Annotated in this window: 18 protein-coding genes and 1 tRNA gene; 7 read left to right on the top strand and 12 right to left on the bottom strand. The window is 60.1% G+C overall.

Going from position 1 to position 17,675, the window contains the following annotated elements; translation table 11 throughout:
• Positions 1–40: 40 nt before the first annotated feature.
• Positions 41–748, top strand: coding sequence for a helix-turn-helix domain-containing protein (locus NO877_RS10805; protein WP_256396348.1), 708 nt, complete (start codon positions 41–43; stop codon positions 746–748).
• On the opposite strand, the gene NO877_RS10810 is transcribed toward NO877_RS10805, so the two are convergent.
• Together NO877_RS10810 and hmgB are read right to left on the bottom strand one after the other, a co-directional pair.
• The gene (locus NO877_RS10810) at positions 745–1,134 is read right to left on the bottom strand and encodes a thioredoxin family protein (protein ID WP_256396349.1); all 390 of its coding nucleotides are present in this window, start codon (positions 1,132–1,134) and stop codon (positions 745–747) included. The two genes, NO877_RS10805 and NO877_RS10810, sit on opposite strands and share 4 nt — an antisense overlap.
• Positions 1,135–1,186: 52 nt before the next feature.
• A complete protein-coding gene (hmgB, locus tag NO877_RS10815; protein ID WP_256396350.1) occupies positions 1,187–2,527 on the bottom strand; it encodes a hydroxymethylglutaryl-CoA synthase in 1,341 nt (446 codons plus the stop codon).
• Positions 2,528–2,885: 358 nt separating this feature from the next.
• Here hmgB and NO877_RS10820 point away from each other — a divergent pair, with 358 nt between their 5' ends.
• Positions 2,886–3,707 carry a hypothetical protein gene (locus tag NO877_RS10820; RefSeq protein ID WP_256396351.1) on the top strand — a complete coding sequence of 274 codons (822 nt, stop codon included), beginning with the start codon at positions 2,886–2,888 and terminating at the stop codon, positions 3,705–3,707.
• On the top strand, positions 3,704–4,993 hold the full coding sequence (locus tag NO877_RS10825) for a hypothetical protein (protein WP_256396352.1): 1,290 nt from the start codon (positions 3,704–3,706) through the stop codon (positions 4,991–4,993). Before NO877_RS10820 ends, NO877_RS10825 begins: the two co-directional genes overlap by 4 nt.
• Positions 4,994–5,354: 361 nt before the next feature.
• Here the strand turns inward: NO877_RS10825 and NO877_RS10830 are convergent, their stop codons facing one another.
• Positions 5,355–5,936 (bottom strand): DUF2150 family protein, encoded by a 582-nt coding sequence (locus NO877_RS10830; protein ID WP_256396353.1) that lies wholly within the window; start codon positions 5,934–5,936, stop codon positions 5,355–5,357.
• A gap of 293 nt (positions 5,937–6,229) precedes the next feature.
• On the opposite strand from NO877_RS10830, the gene NO877_RS10835 reads away from it, so the two are divergent.
• Positions 6,230–7,114, top strand: coding sequence for a halocyanin domain-containing protein (locus tag NO877_RS10835; protein WP_256396354.1), 885 nt, complete (start codon positions 6,230–6,232; stop codon positions 7,112–7,114).
• 14 nt (positions 7,115–7,128) lie between these two features.
• Here NO877_RS10835 and NO877_RS10840 read toward each other — a convergent pair whose 3' ends face one another.
• Positions 7,129–7,974, bottom strand: coding sequence for a TatD family hydrolase (locus NO877_RS10840; protein ID WP_256396355.1), 846 nt, complete (start codon positions 7,972–7,974; stop codon positions 7,129–7,131).
• A 42-nt stretch (positions 7,975–8,016) separates the two neighbouring features.
• A complete protein-coding gene (locus tag NO877_RS10845) occupies positions 8,017–8,562 on the bottom strand; it encodes an HIT family protein (protein ID WP_256396356.1) in 546 nt (181 codons plus the stop codon).
• Between the two features lie 128 nt (positions 8,563–8,690).
• On the opposite strand from NO877_RS10845, the gene NO877_RS10850 reads away from it, so the two are divergent.
• Complete coding sequence (locus NO877_RS10850; protein WP_256396357.1) at positions 8,691–8,891, top strand: DUF7835 family putative zinc beta-ribbon protein; 201 nt, start codon at positions 8,691–8,693, stop codon at positions 8,889–8,891.
• Positions 8,892–8,906: 15 nt separating this feature from the next.
• On the opposite strand, the gene map is transcribed toward NO877_RS10850, so the two are convergent.
• On the bottom strand, positions 8,907–9,812 hold the full coding sequence (gene map, locus NO877_RS10855; protein ID WP_256396358.1) for a type II methionyl aminopeptidase: 906 nt from the start codon (positions 9,810–9,812) through the stop codon (positions 8,907–8,909).
• Between the two features lie 317 nt (positions 9,813–10,129).
• Here map and NO877_RS10860 point away from each other — a divergent pair, with 317 nt between their 5' ends.
• The gene (locus tag NO877_RS10860; protein WP_256396359.1) at positions 10,130–11,521 is read left to right on the top strand and encodes a hypothetical protein; all 1,392 of its coding nucleotides are present in this window, start codon (positions 10,130–10,132) and stop codon (positions 11,519–11,521) included.
• Between the two features lie 20 nt (positions 11,522–11,541).
• Here NO877_RS10860 and NO877_RS10865 read toward each other — a convergent pair whose 3' ends face one another.
• Positions 11,542–11,868, bottom strand: a complete 327-nt coding sequence (locus tag NO877_RS10865) for a HalOD1 output domain-containing protein (protein WP_256396360.1) — start codon at positions 11,866–11,868, stop codon at positions 11,542–11,544.
• Between the two features lie 221 nt (positions 11,869–12,089).
• On the opposite strand from NO877_RS10865, the gene icd reads away from it, so the two are divergent.
• A complete protein-coding gene (icd, locus tag NO877_RS10870; protein WP_256396361.1) occupies positions 12,090–13,352 on the top strand; it encodes an isocitrate dehydrogenase (NADP(+)) in 1,263 nt (420 codons plus the stop codon).
• A gap of 184 nt (positions 13,353–13,536) precedes the next feature.
• Here the strand turns inward: icd and NO877_RS10875 are convergent.
• From NO877_RS10875 to NO877_RS10895, 5 genes are all read right to left on the bottom strand, one after another.
• Positions 13,537–13,610 (bottom strand) — tRNA-Thr (locus NO877_RS10875).
• Positions 13,611–13,623: 13 nt separating this feature from the next.
• A complete protein-coding gene (locus NO877_RS10880; protein WP_256396362.1) occupies positions 13,624–14,103 on the bottom strand; it encodes a GNAT family N-acetyltransferase in 480 nt (159 codons plus the stop codon).
• Positions 14,103–14,672 (bottom strand): CBS domain-containing protein, encoded by a 570-nt coding sequence (locus NO877_RS10885; RefSeq protein WP_256396363.1) that lies wholly within the window; start codon positions 14,670–14,672, stop codon positions 14,103–14,105. Before NO877_RS10885 ends, NO877_RS10880 begins: the two co-directional genes overlap by 1 nt.
• Before the next feature lie 92 nt (positions 14,673–14,764).
• Positions 14,765–15,079, bottom strand: a complete 315-nt coding sequence (locus NO877_RS10890; RefSeq protein WP_256396364.1) for a DUF5785 family protein — start codon at positions 15,077–15,079, stop codon at positions 14,765–14,767.
• A gap of 45 nt (positions 15,080–15,124) precedes the next feature.
• Entirely contained in the window at positions 15,125–17,626 is a 2,502-nt protein-coding gene (locus NO877_RS10895) for an efflux RND transporter permease subunit (RefSeq protein WP_256396365.1), read from the bottom strand.
• Positions 17,627–17,675 lie beyond the last annotated feature (49 nt).

Raw genomic sequence — 17,675 nt, forward strand, 5'->3', positions numbered from 1 at the left:
GCCGGTCACACAGTATGCAACAGTTCACAGCGGGGCCACGGTGACGTCGACGGTTCGTGAGGATCTCGCCCACCGAATCGCCGGCGAGATCACCCTCAGCGAGGACCCCGGGGCGACGCTCCGCAAGTGGCGGACGGATTTCGAGGTCTCCCAGACCGATCTGGCTGCCCGGATGGAGGTCTCCTCGTCGGTGATCTCCGACTACGAAAGCGGGCGGCGAGAGAGCCCCGGTATCGGGATCGTTCGGCGGCTCGTCATGGCGCTGTTGGACGTCGACGAGTCCCGCGGCGGAAGCCGAATCCGACAGTACGGTCGCGTGCTGTCGGCGGGCTTCGAAAACGACATCGTCTACGATCTCCGGGAGTACTCGACGGCGCTACCGATCGAGGACCTCTACGAGGCGCTCGATGCAACCGAGATCGTCCGCGGGGATCGGGACTACGTCAACGGCCACACCGTCATCAACAGCATCCAGACGATCACTCGACTCTCCAACGAGGAGTTCTATCGGCTCTACGGCCAGAGCACCGACCGGGGGCTCGTCTTCACCGACGTGACCCGCGGGGAGGGGCCGCTGGTCGCCATGCGCGTGGTCAACCCCACCCCGAACGCCGTCATCCTCCACGGGATCGAGGCCGACGATCTCTGGGAACACGCTGGGGCGCTGGCGCAGGTCGACGGGTTCTCGCTGGCCACGTCGACGCGAGATCTCGACGACGCGCTCACCGATCTGCAGGCGTTGGCTTAAGGCTCCACGGATGGGTCGACCGCGTCATCGGTGACGTGACTGTTTATAAACTCGACAACTGCATCGGTTCCTTGGAACCCCTCGGCAAGCCGACCGACTTCCTCGCCGCCTTCGAACACGATCAGCGTCGGCACGCTCCGTATCGCGTATTCGTCGACGAGATCGAGGTCGACCCGTGGGTTGATCATTCCGACGGTAATCCCGGTTCGGGCGACGTTGCCCAAGACGGGTTCGATCGACTGGCAGAGCGTACAGCCCTTGGTATAAAAATCGACCAGTACGGGTGAGTGATTTTCCAGGAGAGCGAGTAGTTCGTCGCGGTCGGCGAGTCGAACCGGTTTGTTCGGCGGCGAGCCGGCGGCGTGCTCGTCGTTGGGGGACTCCATTGGTGTCGACAACGCGGGCCGGGCGGATACCGATTGCGCCGGGAGGGGGAGACTACTCGACGTAGTCGTACTTTCGCTCGCTCATCCGGCCCCAGCCAGTGAAGACGAACTCGTCTTCGGGCTCGGTGAACTCTTCGAGATCGGTGGCCGTTTTGTCGTGGTTGTGTCTGTCGTGGACCTGCTCGTATTCCTCGTAGCTCAGATCGTAGCGGGCGTCGATCTGGGCGTCAATGTTGAGCTCCGCGATCTCCTCGCGCCATCCCTCCTGGACGGTCTCGGCATGGATCTCGGCCTGCGCACCCGAGCCATACGAGCCGATCAGCAGCTTCTCGCCAGCCAGCTCGCGGTCGGTTTCGGCGGCGTATTTCAGCGCTGCAATGCGGGCGATGTGGACCGAGCCGGTATACCAGTTGCCGACGTGCCGCGAAATGCCGAGGGTCGGCTCGATGGCCTTGTCGTACCACGCGCGGTACTGGTCGGTGTCTTTGAGTTCGTCCATGTAGTCGCGGATCGCTTCCTCGTAGGCATCCCACGAGGTGTACTCGTCTTGGCGGGGCTGGTAGCCGAGCTCGTCGGCCAGCTCGTCTTCGAGCTCGGTATCGCGGCTCATATGCCGATAGCCCAGCAGGGCGGCCTTGCGGACCATCCCCGGGAACGGCGTATGGAACGGAATGTAGGCGAAGTCGTCGGGGTGCATATCCCACGCCACGGATTCGAAATCCTCGACGGCCTCACGCATCCGCGAGAGATACACCTGCATCGACCGCTTGCCGTCGACGGAGGGGAACTGCTGATTGGGTTTGAGGAAGTCGGTTTCGTCCATGCTACCGTAGCCCTGTTCGGTCGAAATCTCGACCAGATCTGGGTTCTCGTCGATCAGCATGGCGACCGCACCCGCGCCCTGGGTTGCCTCGCCGGGGTCCCCGCGGGCGTAGAGGGCGGTGTCGGTGGCGATCACGAGCGCGGCACGGCCACGATTTCGCCCGGCCCGAATCCAGTTGTAGGCGTCGTCGACCGACTGGGTGCCCGCGACGCAGGCGAACTTCCGCTCGCCCTTGTTGGCGTGCCGGAAGTCCTCGTCGTAATACTGTTCGAGACAGCCAGCGATGTAGGTCGAGACGGGTTTGGAGTTGTCGAAGGCCGACTCGGTGGCGACATCGATCCGGCCGATGTCGCTGGGGGTGAGTCCCTTGCGCTCCAGGAGGCGTTTGGCCGCGTTCGCGCCCATGGTGACGATATCCTCGTAGGTATCGGGGAACGAGGAGTGTTCGAGGCCGATTCCCTTCCGATACTTGTCGGGGTCTTCGTCCTTGGCGGGCGCGAACGTCTCCGGGAGATCCAACTGAAGCTTGCCAGTCCAGATCTCGACTGCGTCGATGCCGACGGGAGTCATACCGGCTGATTGCGAGAGTGGGCTTATGGGTGTGTCGATAGTATATACGTTGACTGTCGAATTTGCTGGTGCCGCAAATGACAATTTATCAGGATTTTAGCCACGTATTTATGTACACAACAGCCGTTCATTCAGTATCCGATGAATTGGCTCAGTCACCTGTTCCGAGCGACCTCTATTTCGGCTTTCTTTCTCAATACGGTCTCTTTTTTTGATTTTACGGGTCAGTTTATAACTGATTGCAAAATTGACATTACTGTCTCAAATAGACCAAGCCAGCGACTGCGGTACCGGCAGATCGGACCGGAACGGAGTGACACTGATATACGATTGTCGAGGACAACCGAAGTGATAAACTGTGCGTGATCGGAATCCCAGCACGACGATTTGGAACGATAGGCGTGGTGTCTCTGAAGTTGTTGGGTTCATTCTGATATTAGGAATTCTCGTCCTGACACTCACAACATACCAGGCGACAATCCTCCCCCAACAGAACGCACAAACGGAATTCCAACATTTCGAGGACGTACGAAACGAGATGATTGAACTCCGAAACGCAATTTCGACGGCTGGACAGGCCGATGTGTCTCAGTTTCCGAGTGTAAAGCTGGGGACAAATTATCAATCGAGGATACTGACAATTAATCCGGCACCACCTGCGGGGACACTACAGACAAGCGAAGCGTATAACATTTCTATCAGCGATAGTACTGATACAGAAAACATATCTACTAAATTCATCGAATACCAACCAGGATATAATGAAATAACCGCGGGGTCGACCTGGTACGAGCATTCTGTTCTGTATGTTGATGAACCAGGGACGAGAAATGCCATCACAATCGAAGACCAACATCTGGTTACAGACGGAAATAAACTCAAAATCACGACCCTACAGAACACCTTCCAACGAAGCGGGACCAACCGAGAAACGGTTGAGCTACTCCCCAATCAGTCTGCCGTCGATCTCAGCGATCTTGATGATAGCGAAGAGCTAACGGTGAGAATTCCAACGCGGCTGAACGAAACTGAGTATTGGGACACACTTGATGAGAAGCTTGATACTGACGATCATGTGGGTTATGAGCACGTAGATGAAAGCGGTGATATAAATTATCTTGTCTTAAACACGACTAATAAAGAACATCTCGAAATAAACGCCGTTGAAATATATTCATGAGGCAGGGATTCGTAGGAAACAACCGTGCTGTTGCCCCCGTTATTGGGTTTATTTTCGTGATTGGGTTTCTCGTTTTGTTGTTGGCGGTTTATCAAGCCCAAGTAGTTCCGCAACAGAATGCTGAGACCGAATTTGAACATCATGAAGATATTCGGTATGAGCTCCGATCGCTTCATCATGCGATCACAGATGTTAGCCAGAAACAGTCCCCTCGGTTCCAGAGTCTCAATCTGGGAACTGATTATCGAGCACGGACTCTAGGAATCAATCCACCACCAGCAGCAGGGACCATACGGACAGAGCAGCACAATATTTCAATTTCGAACGGATCTTCCACCGAGGATATTCCAACCCGATTTATCGAATACCAGCCAGGATACAATGAACTAGATATCGGGTCGACATGGTATGAAAACTCGGTACTCTATCTTGACGAACGTGACCGTGGGAACGATCTAGTCGTTATCGAAGATCAACAGATCGTCGATGATACCGGTAATCTGACTATTGTAGCACTTCAAAACGAGTTCCAGGAGACGGGAACCGGACGGGTCACGCTTGAGCTGTATCCTTCAAACGATCTGAATAATGTCTCACTCCCTGATCCGAATGGGAATTACTCCGTGAAGATTCCAACCAGGCTAAATGGAACCGGCTACTGGGAACGTCAGTTCGGAGACGGTGTAGATATCGATCCCGTAGCTGGTGAAGACCATGACTTGCTCAATCTCAGTGTAGCACCCGAGGCACTTGAATTGAGTTCCGTTGGAATTCAGCTCGAGCCTACCGGAATCGACGGGAGTGTTGAAGAGGAATCAGAAGAGGAGTACGATTACGCTGAAGAGACATACCACCGTGATGATAATAGTGGCGATGCCGTCCAACCAGTGAATCCCAGCGGAGATATCGAGAACCCATCTGCTGTTAACGAGGAAGGTGGCGATACTGCGACAGCCATTTCATCCGGTGGTCAGGAGGATCTTAATGTCGGATTCGCACTCCCACCAACGGACGAGTCAGCCGAGACGTACACGATGAGGTTTATTATTGAACGGATACAGGTTGGGGGTGGTGACTTCGGCTTCTCACTCGTCAACAGCGACGGTGAGGTACTTACGGAGCGACAAGTCCTCGAAGAAGGGGACAATACCTATAGTTTCGATGATGACGAGGAACAAGCCATATCTAATAATTACGATGACCTTTATTTGATTCTCGATTCTGAGACCAACGGCAGTGGGAATCGAGAACTGGCGATTGACTACTTCGAACTCCTTGCAGGGTGACCTGTGATGGCTGAGATATCACATTGAGTAAAATCGGTAGATGGTTTCGGATTCGAAACCGTATCAGTCGAATGAGGCGGCTCCAAGCTGATGAGACCAACGCCGGTCTGTCTCCGGGCGGATTGCAACGAGTAAACTCACAGATTGCGTCGCAAAGCCGTCTAGAGTGTTGCCGCTGAGAGTCACAGCAGCATCTTATTACAGACAGTAACACAACGTTAGAATAGCGTACACCCTGTGAACGGAGTTTAGGCGGCGTTAGAGGTAATGCCACTGAGTTGTTTAACTATCAACCCTCGGAACTCAGTATCGTTTTGAGACAGCACGAACTAGTTAGCAACCAATCTAACCGCCTCGGAGGTTACTCTTCGTCGATGACTTCCGGGTCCGCAAACGCATCCTGGAGACTATCCAACCCGTTCAACCACTCCGAGACGATCCACGAATCGATCTCGTCGACCTCCGTCCCGTCGAACTCTGCGCCGTCGATGATCAGGGTGCCTGCCTGCACCAGATACGCCAACGCGGCGTCGACGTCTTCCTCCTCGGTGGCGACCTCGATGGCGGCGTCGACACACTCCTCGATGGGGTACTCCTCGACGGGGCCGCCGATGACGTACTCCTCGGCGGCATAGAAGACCGGCACGAGGCTGGTCTGGACGCTGTCGATCAACAGTAGCTCCTCCTCGCCGTCGAACTCCGGCTCGGCCATCACGACCTCGTTGATGAATTCGAGTTTGTCGAGGGTGGTCTCCTCGTCGACGCGGCCGTCCTTGGCCGCCGAGATCACCTTGGCGATCGCGATCGTCGTGTCGTTCTGTAGATTAAAATAGAGCCGGGCGAAATCCTCGCTTTCGGGATCGAGTTCTTCGTCTTCGACCCGCGTTAGCCAGTTCTGCCAGCGGTCTTCGGAGTAAAACGTCTCGGCGGGCTCATCTGTCATACGTCATTACTCTGGGTGGGGACTCAAATGCCTTTCTTATCGTCGGACTCTCAGCGGCCATAGCTGGTCATAACCCGGCTGTTAGCCGCTAGCTACGGTACAGTAGCCGGTGACTACTGACAGGTGCCGGTCACGACAGCGTCGACTCGGTGTCGGGATGTCAGGCCTCACATGCTGCACCTGCCGTCACTGACTGGTTACCACACCACTTTCGGCTACTCGCTGGATCGGTCACATAACACCATTTTAGTTATCCCTAGATCCTTCCCTATTTCGCACCTATATTTAAGAGTATGTCACGCACACCCAGACGCCGTCAGATACTCCAGAGTGCGGCAGCCGTGGGACTTCTTTCGGTCGCTGGCTGTCTCTCCGCGGCGGGCGACAGCCCGGAACCGACAGCCACCACCAGCGAGTCGACCGACGAGTATACACAAGCCACCGAAATCGAACCCCCCGAGTCGGTCGACGAGTGGCTCGAGAGCGCAAACGGCTACACCGGCGACCGGATCCGAACTGGTACTCACGGACGCGCCGACATCCACGTCGGCCACGAGTACGACGACGGGCTTGGCTTCGATCCGGTCGTCGTCGAGGTGTCTCCCAACACCATCGTCCGGTGGAACTGGACCGGTCATGGCGGCGTTCACAACGTCGTCGCGCTCGATGGAACCTTCGACAGCGGCCGACCGAACGCCCAGCCCGGAACGAGTTATCAGTACGTCTTCGAGGAACCCGGCACCTACCCCTTCGTCTCGGAGCCGGATCGGGACGATGGGATGAAGGGGCTCGTCATCGTCGACGAGCCGCCGTCGACCGGTTACGAGACGGTCGACGAGTGGGTCGTCCACAGCAGCAATTTCGATGGCGAGATCACCGACCGAACCGACGCCGAGACCGCATCGGTGACCGTCGGTGCGGAGGGCAACGGTGGCAGCTTGGCGTTTTCGCCGCCGGTCCTCAGAATCTCACCCGACACGACCGTCACGTGGGAGTGGAGCGCCGAGAGCCCCTCGGCGACAGTCAGTTTTGAAGACAGCGACATCGACTCCGAGGAGCCGACGAGCGACACAGACACGACGTTCGAGCATACGTTCGACGAAACCGGGATCTACAGGTACGCCAGTCTTCCACACAAATCGATCGGCATGCGCGGTGCGATCATCGTCGAACAGTAGGCCGCATTATTAACTTACGAGAGCGTCGACTCGGTGTCGATCCCGTAGACGCGCTCGGGCGTCTCGACGTGAGCCGTCCGAATCGCATCGTCGTACCCCTGCTCGTGGAGCCATCGCACCCGCCGTGGTACTGTCTTCGGCCCGAGGACGGCTCCAGGACGCTCTGGGTCGTCGATGAAATCCGTCTCCATTACAAAGGGCTCCCCTGACTTTGCGGCGGTCTCGATCCGGTCTTTGTTACTCATCACGCTCGGCGTCGGTCCGGCGAGCCGACCGCCCGCGTAGTGTTTGACGACCTTATAAGCCGGGAGTCCGCGGGATTCGGCCCAGTCGGCGACCTCGGTGAGATCCTTGCTGGCCTCCGTATGGAGTTGGACTGCACAGTCGAGTTCGCCCCCCAACTCGAAAGCGTGTTTCATTACGTCGTTCGACGCACCCCAGACCGCCTCGCTCACATCATAGTGCGGTCGACCCGATTTGAGCCCCAGGGCTTGGCCCTCCTGGACGTACTCGGCGGCGATATCGAGGATTCCCTGCATACAGTCGCGCGCCTCGGCGGGCGAACAGCCGCGGTCCTCGACGAGGCGACTGATGAGTCCTGGATGCGCACCGAGAATCGGCCAGGCCCGTCCGGGAAGGTGGTCGGTGGCCTCGCCGACGATCTCGATGGTGGTCTCGAACACCGGCCGGAACTCCTCGGGGTCGGTCGACTCCACGCCGAGTTTCCACGACGGTTGGTTGACGATCAGCAGATGGGTGCCGCCGAGGCGGGCGAACTCCTCGACGGCCTCCATCCCGCGGCCCCGCTCGGGGTCGAGATGCAGATGGTTGTCGAGTACGGGCGTCTGTAGCTCCTCCATGCGTGTGGGTTCGCTCGGCGATACAAAAGTCGGCAGGTCTCGTTAGTCGAAGGCGATTTCGACGGCCCCGTCAGGGTCGTCGTCGGTCGCTTCGGGCTGGGCAGCAAAGCCCTCCTGGAGCCGTCCGTAGGTGTCGTCGACGGCCTCAACGATGACCTTCGAGTCGCTGATTACCGGCATGAAGTTGGTATCACCCGTCCACCGCGGGACGATGTGGGTATGGATGTGGTCGCCGATCGAGCCGCCAGCGCCCTCCCCGAGGTTCATCCCCGTGTTGCAGCCGTCGGGGTTGAGTCCCGCATCCAGCGCGCGGAGGGTGACCTGTTTGAGCCGGGCGTGATCCAGGAGTTCGGCCTCGGTCAGCTCGGCGTAGCTGCCGACGTGGCGGCGCGGGATCACCATCGCGTGGCCGGGGTTGTAGGGGTAGTTGTTGAGGATGACGACTGTAGCGTCGCTTTCGGCGACGATGAGGTTCGACCGATCATCGTCCCGTTCGGGCAGCACGCAGAACGGACACCCCTCCAGGTCAGCGTTCTTGTCGTCGCGTTCGACCCAGTCGATCCGCCACGGCGCGAAGATCTGGTCCATATAAGCGTACAGTTAGTAAGCCGGTATAATCGTATCCGTTAGACAGTTGCTATCTCCCGAAAGACGGCTGAACATTCAGCACTGTCGGATACTGGTTTTATTCTCGTGTGTGGCCTACCTGCGGGCACATGGCCACAACGCCCTCCACCCCCGACAACACCGTCGAGTACTGTTCGCAGTGTGGCCGGGAGACCTCCCATGCCGTCCGCGTCGAGATCCGAACCGAGAGCCAGAAAACCGAAAACGCCGAGTTCTCCCGGGAACCTTACCGAGTCACGCGGTGTGTCGACTGCGGGACCGAAACGACGCTGCGAATGAACAACGCCTGACCGTTGCCGACGCCGTCAGTCGAAGTCGTGGATGCCCGCAGTCGTTACTTCACAGCCGTCTTCGGTGACCAACAGCGTGTGTTCGGCCTGACTGATTAGCTGGCCGTCGTCCTCCTTGAGCACCGGATACCCCTTGACGACATCCGCCATCTTGAGCCGCCGCAGGGCCATCTCCGACCGCGAGCTATCGAGCCACCGCGCCGCAAACGGGAGGTCCTCGAAGGCTTTGATCTCTTCGAGGACCTGCCGGGCCCGGCGATCCCGAACGCTGCCGTCGGCGACCTGTTCGTAGATCTCCTCGGTCGCGCCCTCGCCGACCTTGCCGCGGCCGTCGGTGGCGAACGGCTCGATGGCGATCGCCTGGCCGACTTCGAGTTCGACGCTCCGATCGACCGCCCGGTTCGGAATGTTGGGCCCGGTGTGGGCGTCGTAGCGCTCGACGCCGTGGCCCGTCAGATTGAGGATCGGCGTGTAGCCGTAGCCCTCGATCACCGACTCGATCTCCGCGCCGATCGCCCCGACCTCGACGCCCGGGCCCACGGCGTCTACGGCGGCTTCGAGGGCCTGTTCCGAGGCCTCGACGAGTTCCGTGTTGCCGGTGTAATCGACGGTCACGGCGGCGTCAGCGATGTAGCCGTCGACGTGGACGCCGATGTCCAGACAGATCATCTCTTCGCCGAACTCGGTATCGTCATCGCGGGCGGGCGTCGCGTGGGAGGCCGCCTCGTCGACCGAGATATTGACTGGGAATGCCAGCCCGGCTCCGGCCTCTCGGATCGCGTCTTCGGCGTATTCGGCGACTTCGAGCTGTGTGACGCCGGGTTCGATCATCTCGCGTGCCTCGTTCATCGTCTCGACGAGGATGTCACCGGCCTCGCGGTAGCTGTCGACTGTGTCGTCATCGAGCGGTTCGCTGCTCATACCCGCCTCTTTGGCAGTTCGCCCGCAAAGAGGTTCCGACAGCCCCCAGCCACTGACAACAGGCCAACGAAGCAACAGATTACATACATTCAACCAATAATATAAAGTAGAGAGACACAAATCTGGCAAGTACCGAACACCGCATATCGCTATCCGGGCAACAGCCGATGGACGCGTGGGCGCTTTCGAGAACTACAATACGGCGTATATAATTCCGCTATGAAACCGAATCCCAACCCGACCCTCCCGATGGCGTGTACAGGTCGCCGCAAGCAACGGCCAACTGCTACCGTCTCGACCAGGAAGCAGATCACACGATGACGGGGCGTCGCGTGCGAATTCAGGCTGTCGTGCTCGCGGTGGTTGTCGTGGTGTCGATGGGTGCGACGGGAGCTGCATTCGCCGGGACGACCGCCGCTCAATCGAGCGGTGCCGACAACGCGGGTGGCGGCAATGGAAACAATGGCGGTGGCAGTTCGGATACCGCAGGTGGCGGCAACGGAGACGGTGGCGATGGCAGTTCCGATACTGCGGGTGGCGGTAACGGAAACAATGGCGGTGGCGGTTCGGATACCGCGGGTGGCAACAATGGAAACAATGGCGGTGGCAGTTCGGATACCGCGGGTGGCAACAATGGAAACAATGGCGGTGGCAGTTCGGATACTGCAGGTGGCGGCAACGGAGACGGTGGCAGTGGCAGTTCGGACAACCCAGGAGGCCGTAGCGGAACTGCTGGTACTGAGAATTCGGACACCGCTGGTAGCGGTCCTGGAAATGGCCGTCGTGGTAATTCGGACACCGCTGGTAGCGGTCCTGGAACCGCTGGTGGAACTGGTTCGAAGAATGCTGGTGGGAGACCAGGAGGAAACGCTACTCCGGGAGCGGGCACTCCAGACGGCAATGCTGGTGGTCCAGGCAATGCTGGTGGGCCGGGTGATGCCGGGCCCCCGGCGAACAGCCAGGCCGCCAACGGAGCCGGACGGGATATCGCCGAGGTCGTCAAACAGGTCTCGGAGAGAACCCCTGACGCTGCGGCCACAGTCGACATCGAAGACAGGAGGCCGGAGACGCCTGGCCTCACGGTCACCCCCGAGACGGAAACCGAAACCGTCTCGGAGATCACACTCGCCGACGAGAACCTCCGCGGCACTGTCGACATCAAGGAGTACAGAAACCCACCAAGGGCACTGACCGACTCCGTTGCTGAAACAGTAGCCCGAAACATTACTCGGGGCCCTCCCGCGAACGACAGCGATGGGAACAATACTGGGACCAACGAAACCGCAGCCAACGCGTCGACCAACGAGTCGACTGCGACAGACCGCGTCAACGTCATCACTGTTGCCAATATTTCAGTCTTTGATGAGAACGGCACGAAAGCCAGCAATACGGCGGCAACAGTCAGCATGGATATCGATGCAGCCGACCTGAACAACCCCGAAAACGCAACGATCGTTCACGAAACCGATAGCGGCTGGGAGGAACTCGATACGAGCGTGGAAAACGCCACCACCGAGACCGTCACACTGGCCGCCGAGACCGGTGGCTTTTCGCTGTTTGCCGTCGCCGAAATCGAAGACGACAACGAGGAGTCACCAACCCGCGACAGCTCGGATGTGACCGGCGACACCACGCCCGGATTCGGTGTCTGGGTCGCAGTCGCCGTCATTGCAGGGGTTGCCCTCTTTACGTGGCGTTCGGGTCGGTAGTGCCGACTGCAGACCGGATCTCAACAGTGTGTACTCGGCTCAGTCGTCCCTGTGGGTGATGATTCGACCGCCTCGGTGTCGACGTGGATCCGACCACTACCCCAGAGGGTAACCTCCACCCCGTCGTGTTCGAAACACAGTATCCACGAACCGTTGCCATCGTCCCGATACAACTGGGTCAGCGTGTCGGGGTCGATGCTGTCTGCGAGCACAGCCTGCGTCCTGGAGCCCGTCGCTGTTTCGATGGCTTCGACGACCGCCGCACAGGGGTGCTGCGCCGACGGGTCGAAGGTCGTTCGGTAGATCCCATCGTCGGCACAGGATGTGTCGGCTGCTGATACGGTCATCGGTGGGTAATATCCCGGCTGGATACCTTAATTTCTTGGTTTAAATTATTAGACATGAGATCTGGTTGCCAGTCCAACCATTGTTCGGACGGCCGTGAATTGGAGTACTGCTTGTAGTATTATTGTAGGAGACATACATCTTCGGAGAATTACTCGTAATTATGCTGCTGACACGGAGAACGGCAGGACTTTTACCATCCCCTGAAAATCCGTGAACGTCTATGAGCTACGATCAGATCGATGTCCCCGAGGAGGGCGAGCGGATCACGCTTGCCGACGAGGAAACCGGGGAGCTGAACGTTCCGGAGACGCCAACCATTCCGATTATCTACGGCGACGGGATCGGCTCGGATGTCGGCCCTGCTGCCCAGAAGGTCCTGAACGCCGCCGCCGAGGCGACCGGTCGCTCGATCGCGTGGATGCGACTGTACGCCGGTGGCTCCGCCCGCGAGAAGTACGACGAGAACCTTCCCCAGGAGACCGTCGACGCGATCCGCGAACACCGTGTGGCGATTAAAGGGCCGCTGACGACGCCGGTCGGTGCGGGCTTCCGCTCGCTGAACGTCGCGCTCCGCAAGAAGCTGGATCTCTATGCCAATGTTCGGCCGACCTACCACCTCGACGGCGTGCCGTCGCCGGTCAAGGACCCGAGCGCGATGGATATGGTCACGTTCCGAGAGAACACCGAGGACGTGTATGCGGGCATCGAGTGGGAAGCCGGCACCGACGAAGTCCAGGAAGTAAAAGCGTTCGTCGAAGACGAGATGGGCTTCGACTCGACGATCCACGACGGCCCGGTCGGCATCGGTGTCAAACCGATCACCGAGTTCGGTTCGAAGCGGCTCATCCGCGAGGCTATCGACTACGCCATCGCCAACGACCGGCCGACGGTCACACTCGTCCACAAGGGCAACATCATGAAGTTCACCGAGGGCGCGTTCCGTGACTGGGGTTACGAGCTCGCCGAAGAGGAGTACGGCGACGACGTCCTCACCGAGGACGAACTCTGGGAGGAGTACGACGGCGAACAGCCGGAGGGCACCGTGGTCGTCCAGGACCGCATCGCCGACAACATGCTCCAGCAGATCCTCACCCGGACTGACGAGTACGACGTGATCGCGACGATGAACCTCAACGGCGACTACATGTCCGACGCTGCCGGTGCCCAGATCGGTGGGCTCGGCATCGCACCCGGTGCGAACTTCGGTCACGGCCGCTGTCTGGCCGAGCCGGTCCACGGCAGCGCACCCAAATACGCTGGCGAGGACAAGGTCAACCCGACCGCGATGATCCTCTCGGGTCGCGAAATGCTCGACTACCTCGGCTGGGACGAGGCCGCACAGCTCGTCCGTGATGCCGTCGAGCAGACGATCGTCGACCGGACGGTCACCTACGACCTCCACCGACAGATCGAGGGCGGCGAGAAACTCGCCACCAGCGAGTTCGCCGACGCCGTCGTCGAAAATATAGAGCAGCTTTCGTAGAAAGCCGCTCTGGCTCTGGCGGCGAAGCCGCCAGAACATCGAGCAGTTAGCCTGAGGCTAACTGGGCGCTGTCGGCCTGTCGACTCATACCTACCACCGAATTTTTATATGCAGTTGACTGAGAGCCACAGCGATGTTGTTTAAAAACGAGAGCGTCGGCTACCGAAGTGAGTCAGTTGAGAGAAGCTAGGACAGGGATTTGAACCCTGGAAGTCTCGATTACAAGTCGAGTGCATGAACCCCCCATGCTCTCCTAGCGCGCATCTGTCGATTACGGGTCCCCCTTTGAGTGTGTATCGTTTTCGATCCGCTTTGCCAACTCGATGCGGTGGTCCCGGTAGCCGTGCCGCGAGTAGAACCGCCGGGCGGCGTCGTTGGCCGCCAGCACTTCAAGGGTGACGGTGTCGACGCCCGCCTCCGCGAGATCGGCCTCGGCGGCTTCGAGCAGTTCGCTACCGATACCGTCGTCCCGCGCCTCGGGCCGGACGTAGAGATTGAGGATCACACCCGTTGTTTGGTCCTGCTGGTACCGCCCGTCCTCGACGTGGTACATCACGAATCCCAGCGTTTCGTCGGCCTCGGCGACCAACAGCCCGTCGGTGACGATGTGCTGGGCGATGGCGTCGCTCACCGCCTCGCGGTTTTCCTCGGTCAGCAGCCGCGAGCCGTACTGCCGCTGGTCGGCCGCCAGCTCGACCCAGCAGTCGACGAGCGTCTCGACATCCGAGAGAGTTGGCTGGGTGATCTCCATCAGTAGGCTCGGCAGTCCGGACAGACCAGCTGTCCGTTGACCGTCGAGAGCTCCGGCGTCAACGAGCCACAGCCCTCACAGATCCCCTGGACCGACTCCTCGGTGGCACCCTCGGCGTCGATTTCCGCACCACCCTCGGCGGCTTCGGTCGCCCCGGTTCCGGCCGCGGCGGTGGGGGTCGTGGGAGCCTCGGCCGTCTCAGTGGCGGCCAGTACGTCCCGCTCGGTCAGCAGGCCGACGATCTCGTCGTCATCGACGACCAGCAGATGGGTCGTCCCGCGCGCGATGAGCTGCCGGGTCCCGTCGGCCAGCGAGGCGTCGGGGCTGATCGTCGGCACCGGCGGCTCCATCACGTCGCCAACCGTTCGGTCTCCTGGATCACCATCCAACAGCGCGGCCAACGCCGTCGCCGTCGAGAGGCTTCCGATGGGCTCCGAGCCGCGCACCACCACGACTGCCTCGGTCGGCTCCGACCGCATTAGTTCGGCGGCCTCAACGAGCCCGTCGGACTCGCTGACACCGACGAACTCTCGATTCATTACGTCACGAACTGTGATACCATTGCGCATACAGGCTATATCGCGGCAACCGGCTAAAAGCCACCTGCAGAACCATTAAGATACTGACGAACGAAGAAGAGTAGTTGGAGCCGTCAGCCCGCTTATCTCGTTCGGCTGAACTGGTCGGCACCCTCGTAGAACCACAGCCCGCTGCGGCGCATCGCCCGTCCGACCGCCTGATGCATCTCGACGATATCCTCGAACGACGACTCCTCGACGTTCTCGAAGATCTCCCGGAGCGGGACGACCGTTTCGTGGTCGATGCGGATCGGATCGTCGCCGTACTCCGCGACGAAACTGTCGCGATCCAGCGGGAAGTCGCCCTCCTCGTCGACTTTCTTTGCGATTACCGCGTGGCCGTACTGGCGTCCACCCTCGCTGCCCTGCTCGCCATCGGGATCGTGTGGCCAATCCATACAGAGTGATTCCCACGGTGGATGGTTAGTCTTACGCTCCCACGGTCAGTCGTCGCTTCCCGATGGGAGTGTCGACGATTGCTGCCCGAGGAGTCTGTCGCTAACCGCACCGACAAGCGGAAGCTTCGCAGTCGTGTCACCACGAAGGCGGGCCCAGACGACGATCACCGACGGGAGGACGATCAGCGACGAGAGGTACGCATACAGCACGCTCAGCGACATCAGCGCGCCGAACGCGCCGAGTGCGGGGTTGAGCGCGAGCACGAGGACACCGATCCCGAAGACGGTCGTGAGCATGCTCCCTGTCAGCGCCCCACCGGTGCCGACGACGGTGCGCTGGAGCGCCTCGTAGAGGTCCCGCTCGTGGTACTCGTCGGCGAACCGATGGACGACGTGGACCGAGTAGTCGATGCCGATGCCGACCGCGATCGCCAGGATCGTGCCGTTGATCGCGTTGAAGCTGATATTCAGCGCACGCATCGAGGCGACCAGCGCCACGACGGTCACGATGATCGGAATCACGTTGACGACGCCCAGCGAGGGCGATCCCTCGATCACCCAGTAGGCGGCCACGAGGAACAGCGCGGCACCGATAAGCGTCAACACGAGACTCTGGACGACCGACTCGAAGACCAGCGAGATGGCCTCGTCGAAGATGACGTTCGTGCCGGTCGGCTGGGCGTTGGTCCGGAAGTTCTCCGAGAGGCTGTATGCCTCGTCGGTGACGACATCGTCGTCGGCATCGCCGTCGACGGTGTACAGGACCCGCGTGCTCCGGCGGTCCGCATCGAGGAAGCCGCTGGTGGTGTCCTCGCCGAGTTCGTCGTAGATCCGCGGGAGGTTCCGGTCTGGAATCCCATTGTCGTTGCGGTCGTTGCGATCAACGAGCGCCCTGAACTCGGGGTCCTGTTCGGCGCGGGACTCGATGACCGTCACGATACTTTCCGTCTCGGCCTGTCGGGTGTCAGTACGGAACGTCGGCGGTGGATCCTCACCCGCCCGATGTATCTCTTCGAGCGCCGTATTCCGCCGCATATCGCCCTCGATATACATCTGAACCTGGCCGTCCTGCTCGAAGTTCTCATCGAGGTAGTCGTTGAGCCGGACGTAGTCGAACTCCGCTGGCGGGCGGATCGATTCGGGGAGATACTGGAGGTACTCCGGCGTCTCGGCTTCCGGATTGAAGTCATCGGGACTGAATCCGGTCCCCACATCTGTCGCGTAGACGCCAGCGCCCCCCGTGAGCACCAACGCGAGCAACAGGAAGACGACTGGCCCGCGTTTCGAGACCGTCACGCCAACCGCCAGCAGCCGCCCCAGCGGCGAGCGTTCGGAGCCGAACGGGGCCTGTGAAAAGGTTGGAATGGGATACTTCTCGCGGGCGCGGTCGACGGTCACCTTCAGGGCGGGGACGAAGACCCCGAAGATGAGGAACGTGAAGACGATCCCGGCGGCGGCGACGATCCCGAAGTCCCGCGTCGGCGGGAAGGGACTGACGACGTTCGAGAGGAAGCCGATCGCGGAGGTGCCGACGACGATGAAGAAGGCGACGCTCACCTGGTCGGTCGTTAGGATCATCGACTCGGAGATCCCCTTCCCCGTGACCCGTTCCTCACGATACCGATTGATCGAGTGAATCCCGAAGTCGATGCCGATCGCAATGAGGATCGGCGGCACCGCGATCAACAACACCGCAAAGGGAATCCCCGCGAGGCCGATGAAGCCGAACGTCCAGACCAGCGTCATCACGATCGCAAGCAGCCCGATGAGGACGTCGACGAGATCACGGTAGGCGACGACCAAAAACAGCATAATCAACACGAGCGCCGAGGGCAGCACCACTGTTGTCGTGATTCCGGTGGTGTTCGGCGGGGTCCCTTGGACCCAAATCGTCGAACTGTCGTCAGTAACAAGCCGCTCCATCCGCTCTTCTTTGTTCGGGGGGTACTCCGAGGCCCCACCCGGTCCCGTCGCCGCTCCCTCGCCGGGTCCGGCCCGGTGGGTAACGCTGCCCTGTGTCGCCGAGGCCGAGGCGGACTCTCGGTTGAAATCATCGCTCAACTGCCCGGTAAAACCCGAATTCGTGTCGGCGGCCTCTCGTACCGCTTCGTCGATCTCGGTCGGCGTCGCCCGCTCGACTGCCCGGAGCTGCTGGTCGCGCGTCGACGCCTCGGGGTCGAGTGTCGTGGCGATCGTTTCGGCCACTGTGGACGTCTCGCTGACGCGCAAGGCCCCGGTCTCTTCGATCCGGTTTCGCGTTTCGAGCATATCGACCAGCGCACCCTTCGCCAGCACGTTGGTCGCCTCCTGGATCAGGGTTGTACTCGTGGTCTCATCGGAGAAACTACTGCCGAAATCCTCGTTGATGTCCTCGATGGCCTGAAAGGAGGGGAGATCCTCGATGAACTGCTGTTGGCCGCTCTCGGTAGAGATGCTGCCGAGCCCACCGACGAACGCGGCCGTTACGAGCAGAAAGACGACGATGACCGTCTTCGAGCGGTTGACAATGATCTCGTCGCCGCGGTCTATCAGCCACTGATATTCCATCGTCTGTGTTATCAGCCCGTTTCGGACGACGGAGTAAAAGGATGCTCAC

The sequence above is a fragment of the Halohasta litorea genome (assembly GCF_024494645.1).
Taxonomy (GTDB): domain Archaea; phylum Halobacteriota; class Halobacteria; order Halobacteriales; family Haloferacaceae; genus Halohasta; species Halohasta litorea.

What these genes read in the sequence shown, in the direction of transcription:
- map (WP_256396358.1), bottom strand. Translation starts at nt 9,812, where the DNA reads ATGAGCAGCGAACCGCTCGATGACGACACAGTCGACAGCTACCGCGAG.
- NO877_RS10885 (WP_256396363.1), bottom strand. Translation starts at nt 14,672, where the DNA reads ATGCGCAATGGTATCACAGTTCGTGACGTAATGAATCGAGAGTTCGTC.
- NO877_RS10850 (WP_256396357.1), top strand. Translation starts at nt 8,691, where the DNA reads ATGGCCACAACGCCCTCCACCCCCGACAACACCGTCGAGTACTGTTCG.
- icd (WP_256396361.1), top strand. Translation starts at nt 12,090, where the DNA reads ATGAGCTACGATCAGATCGATGTCCCCGAGGAGGGCGAGCGGATCACG.
- NO877_RS10845 (WP_256396356.1), bottom strand. Translation starts at nt 8,562, where the DNA reads ATGGACCAGATCTTCGCGCCGTGGCGGATCGACTGGGTCGAACGCGAC.
- NO877_RS10810 (WP_256396349.1), bottom strand. Translation starts at nt 1,134, where the DNA reads ATGGAGTCCCCCAACGACGAGCACGCCGCCGGCTCGCCGCCGAACAAA.
- NO877_RS10890 (WP_256396364.1), bottom strand. Translation starts at nt 15,079, where the DNA reads ATGGATTGGCCACACGATCCCGATGGCGAGCAGGGCAGCGAGGGTGGA.
- NO877_RS10840 (WP_256396355.1), bottom strand. Translation starts at nt 7,974, where the DNA reads ATGGAGGAGCTACAGACGCCCGTACTCGACAACCATCTGCATCTCGAC.
- NO877_RS10880 (WP_256396362.1), bottom strand. Translation starts at nt 14,103, where the DNA reads ATGGAGATCACCCAGCCAACTCTCTCGGATGTCGAGACGCTCGTCGAC.
- NO877_RS10895 (WP_256396365.1), bottom strand. Translation starts at nt 17,626, where the DNA reads ATGGAATATCAGTGGCTGATAGACCGCGGCGACGAGATCATTGTCAAC.
- NO877_RS10835 (WP_256396354.1), top strand. Translation starts at nt 6,230, where the DNA reads ATGTCACGCACACCCAGACGCCGTCAGATACTCCAGAGTGCGGCAGCC.
- NO877_RS10865 (WP_256396360.1), bottom strand. Translation starts at nt 11,868, where the DNA reads ATGACCGTATCAGCAGCCGACACATCCTGTGCCGACGATGGGATCTAC.
- NO877_RS10860 (WP_256396359.1), top strand. Translation starts at nt 10,130, where the DNA reads ATGACGGGGCGTCGCGTGCGAATTCAGGCTGTCGTGCTCGCGGTGGTT.
- hmgB (WP_256396350.1), bottom strand. Translation starts at nt 2,527, where the DNA reads ATGACTCCCGTCGGCATCGACGCAGTCGAGATCTGGACTGGCAAGCTT.
- NO877_RS10825 (WP_256396352.1), top strand. Translation starts at nt 3,704, where the DNA reads ATGAGGCAGGGATTCGTAGGAAACAACCGTGCTGTTGCCCCCGTTATT.
- NO877_RS10830 (WP_256396353.1), bottom strand. Translation starts at nt 5,936, where the DNA reads ATGACAGATGAGCCCGCCGAGACGTTTTACTCCGAAGACCGCTGGCAG.